Below are 4,351 nucleotides of genomic sequence, written 5' to 3'. Positions count from 1 at the left end.
ATCGGCACTACGGCGTTTCACTTCTGAGTTCGGCATGGGGTCAGGTGGGACCACCGCGCTATTACCGCCAGACATATCCTGTCTTCTCTTTCTCTCAATTGACGAACATTATCACATATCTTCATCAATCGCTCAATCCGGAACAAACTGTTTTATTAATCTTTAACCATCTTTCGATGACTTCTTACTCTCAACTTCGCGTATCCAAAACAACTCCGAGTTGTAAGGTTAAGACTCTCGGTTCATTAGTATCAGTTAGCTCAATGTATCACTACACTTACACACCTGACCTATCTACGTCTTAGTCTCAAACGGACCTTACTGATTCTCATCAGGGAAAACTCATCTCGAGGCTAGTTTCGTGCTTAGATGCTTTCAGCACTTATCTATTCCGCACGTAGCTACCGGGCAATGCAATTGGCATCACAACCCGAACACCAGCGGTGCGTTCACTTCGGTCCTCTCGTACTAGAAGCAAACCCTCTCAATTTTCCTACGCCCATGGCAGATAGGGACCGAACTGTCTCACGACGTTCTAAACCCAGCTCGCGTACCACTTTAAACGGCGAACAGCCGTACCCTTGGGACCTACTTCAGCCCCAGGATGTGATGAGCCGACATCGAGGTGCCAAACACCGCCGTCGATATGAACTCTTGGGCGGTATCAGCCTGTTATCCCCGGAGTACCTTTTATCCGTTGAGCGATGGCCCTTCCATTCAGAACCACCGGATCACTATGACCTACTTTCGTACCTGCTCGAGCCGTCACTCTCGCAGTCAAGCTAGCTTTTGCCATTGCACTAACCTCCTGATGTCCGACCAGGATTAGCTAACCTTCGTGCTCCTCCGTTACTCTTTGGGAGGAGACCGCCCCAGTCAAACTACCCACCAGACAGTGTCCCTTACCTCGATTCAGAAGTATAGGTTAGAACATCAAACATTAAAGGGTGGTATTTCAAGGGCGACTCCACACACACTGGCGTGCATGCTTCTTAGTCTCCCACCTATCCTACACATTAAGGCTCAATGTTCACTGTCAAGCTATAGTAAAGGTTCACGGGGTCTTTCCGTCTTGCCACGGGTACACCGCATCTTCACGGCAATTTCAATTTCACTGAGTCTCGGGTGGAGACAGCCTGGCCATCATTACGCCATTCGTGCAGGTCGGAACTTACCCGACAAGGAATTTCGCTACCTTAGGACCGTTATAGTTACGGCCGCCGTTTACTGGGGCTTCGATCAAGAGCTTCTGCTTACGCATAACCCCATCAATTAACCTTCCAGCACCGGGCAGGCGTCACACCGTATACGTCCACTTTCGTGTTTGCACAGTGCTGTGTTTTTATTAAACAGTTGCAGCCAGCTGGTATCTTCGACTGATTTCACCTCCATCCGCATGGGATTTCAATTACCATCAGCGTGCCTTCTCCCGAAGTTACGGCACCATTTTGCCTAGTTCCTTCACCCGAGTTCTCTCAAGCGCCTGAGTATTCTCTACCTGACCACCTGTGTCGGTTTCGGGTACGATTAACTATAACCTGAAGCTTAGAGGATTTTCCTGGAAGCAGGGCATCAATTACTTCACTACCTTAGTAGCTCGTCATCACGCCTCAGAGTTTCAGTGACCGGATTTGCCTAATCACACCCCTACACGCTTAACCCACCATCCAATAGGTGGTAAACCTAGCCTTCTTCGTCCCCCCATCGCAGTTATAGCCAGTACGGGAATATTAACCCGTTTCCCATCAGATACGCCCTTCGGCCTCTCCTTAGGGGTCGACTCACCCTGCCCCGATTAACGTTGGACAGGAACCCTTGGTCTTCCGGCGAGCGGGCTTTTCACCCGCTTTATCGTTACTTATGTCAGCATTCGCACTTCTGATACCTCCAGCATGCCTCACAACACACCTTCGACGGCTTACAGAACGCTCCCCTACCCAATACACTTGCGTGCACTGCCGCAGCTTCGGTGCATAGTTTTAGCCCCGTTACATCTTCCGCGCAGGCCGACTCGACTAGTGAGCTATTACGCTTTCTTTAAATGATGGCTGCTTCTAAGCCAACATCCTAGCTGTCTAAGCCTTCCCACTTCGTTTCCCACTTAACTATGACTTTGGGACCTTAGCTGGCGGTCTGGGTTGTTTCCCTCTTCACGACGAACGTTAGCACCCGCCGTGTGTCTCCCATGATTAAACTTGTCAGTATTCGGAGTTTGCATCGGGTTGGTAAGCCGGGATGGCCCCCTAGCCGAAACAGTGCTCTACCCCCAACAGTTACTCATGAGGCGCTACCTAAATAGCTTTCGGGGAGAACCAGCTATCTCCCGGTTTGATTGGCCTTTCACCCCCAGCCACAGGTCATCCGCTAATTTTTCAACATTAGTCGGTTCGGTCCTCCAGTTAGTGTTAACCAACCTTCAACCTGCCCATGGCTAGATCACCGGGTTTCGGGTCTATACCCTGCAACTTAACGCACAGTTAATACTCGGTTTCCCTTCGGCTCCCCTATTCGGTTAACCTTGCTACAGAATATAAGTCGCTGACCCATTATACAAAAGGTACGCAGTCACACATACCCAACGGTATATGCTCCCACTGATTGTACGTACACGGTTTCAGGGTCTATTTCACTCCCCTCCCGGGGTTCTTTTCGCCTTTCCCTCACGGTACTGGTTCACTATCGGTCAATCAGGAGTATTTAGCCTTGGAGGATGGTCCCCCCATCTTCAGACAGGATATCACGTGTCCCGCCCTACTCTATAAGCTTCCACATAATCCACTTTCATGTACGGGACTTTCACCCTCTATCGTGCGACTTTCCAGACGCTTCCACTAATACATTATGCTACCCGCTTGGGCTGCTCCCATTTCGCTCGCCGCTACTTTGGGAATCTCGGTTGATTTCTTTTCCTCGGGGTACTTAGATGTTTCAGTTCTCCCGGTTCGCCTCATCTGACTATGTATTCATCAGATGATAGTGCAGTCACCTGCACTGGGTTTCCCCATTCGGACATCAACGGTTATAGCGCCTTTTATCGGCTCACCGTCGCTTTTCGCAGATTAACACGTCCTTCATCGCCTCTGATTGCCTAGGCATCCACCGTGTACGCTTAATTTCTTAACCTTACAACTCACAGTTGTCTTGGTTTTAATTACGCTTTTTTCTCTTTTCTACTTCACTACATTTATACTTACATACAAATGCTTTCCGTAAAAACGAGAACTCGTTTCTTTCAGCTTGTTCCTAATTGTTAAAGAGCGTTATCTTTCTATTCATTCGAATATCAAATAAATACAAAAATAATTTTTTTAAGAAATAATTACGTCACGTTGTATGGCGTCCCCTAGGGGATTCGAACCCCTGTTACCGCCGTGAAAGGGCGATGTCCTAGGCCTCTAGACGAAGGGGACTTAATTATCTCTTACAAACAAACAATCTGTGTGAACACTTACGAGCGCTTCGTAAGGAGGTGATCCAACCGCAGGTTCCCCTACGGTTACCTTGTTACGACTTCACCCCAGTCATGGACCACACCGTGGTAAACGCCCTCCCGAAGGTTAAGCTATCTACTTCTGGTGCAACCCACTCCCATGGTGTGACGGGCGGTGTGTACAAGGCCCGGGAACGTATTCACCGTGACATTCTGATTCACGATTACTAGCGATTCCGACTTCATGGAGTCGAGTTGCAGACTCCAATCCGGACTTAGACGTACTTTATGAGGTCCGCTTGCTCTCGCGAGGTCGCCTCCCTTTGTATACGCCATTGTAGCACGTGTGTAGCCCTGGTCGTAAGGGCCATGATGACTTGACGTCGTCCCCACCTTCCTCCGCTTTATCAACGGCAGTCTCCTTTGAGTTCCCGGCCAAACCGCTGGCAACAAAGGATAAGGGTTGCGCTCGTTGCGGGACTTAACCCAACATTTCACAACACGAGCTGACGACAGCCATGCAGCACCTGTCTCACAGTTCCCGAAGGCACTCTCGCATCTCTGCAAGATTCTGTGGATGTCAAGACCAGGTAAGGTTCTTCGCGTTGCATCGAATTAAACCACATGCTCCACCGCTTGTGCGGGCCCCCGTCAATTCATTTGAGTTTTAACCTTGCGGCCGTACTCCCCAGGCGGTCGATTTATCGCGTTAGCTTCGGAGCCCATCACTCAGGGCAACAAACTCCAAATCGACATCGTTTACAGCGTGGACTACCAGGGTATCTAATCCTGTTTGCTCCCCACGCTTTCGCATCTCAGCGTCAGTATCTGTCCAGAAGGCCGCCTTCGCCACCGGTATTCCTCCACATCTCTACGCATTTCACCGCTACACGTGGAATTCTACCTTCCTCTACAATACTC

Annotated in this window: 1 tRNA gene and 3 rRNA genes; all 4 read right to left on the bottom strand. The window is 49.7% G+C overall.

The window, feature by feature from the left end:
• Nucleotides 1-72, bottom strand: a 5S ribosomal RNA gene (gene rrf, locus A9G03_RS12170); the annotation flags it as partial.
• Between the two features lie 152 nt (nucleotides 73-224).
• Nucleotides 225-3,123 (bottom strand): 23S ribosomal RNA (locus A9G03_RS12165).
• Between the two features lie 211 nt (nucleotides 3,124-3,334).
• Nucleotides 3,335-3,410: transfer RNA gene (locus tag A9G03_RS12160), tRNA-Glu, on the bottom strand.
• Nucleotides 3,411-3,462: 52 nt separating this feature from the next.
• A 16S ribosomal RNA gene (locus tag A9G03_RS12155) occupies nucleotides 3,463-4,351 on the bottom strand; the annotation flags it as partial.

The sequence above is a fragment of the Gilliamella sp. wkB171 genome (assembly GCF_001693755.1).
In the GTDB taxonomy this organism is placed as follows: Bacteria; Pseudomonadota; Gammaproteobacteria; order Enterobacterales; family Orbaceae; genus Gilliamella; species Gilliamella apicola_F.
This window is presented reverse-complemented; position numbering and strand designations above follow the sequence as displayed.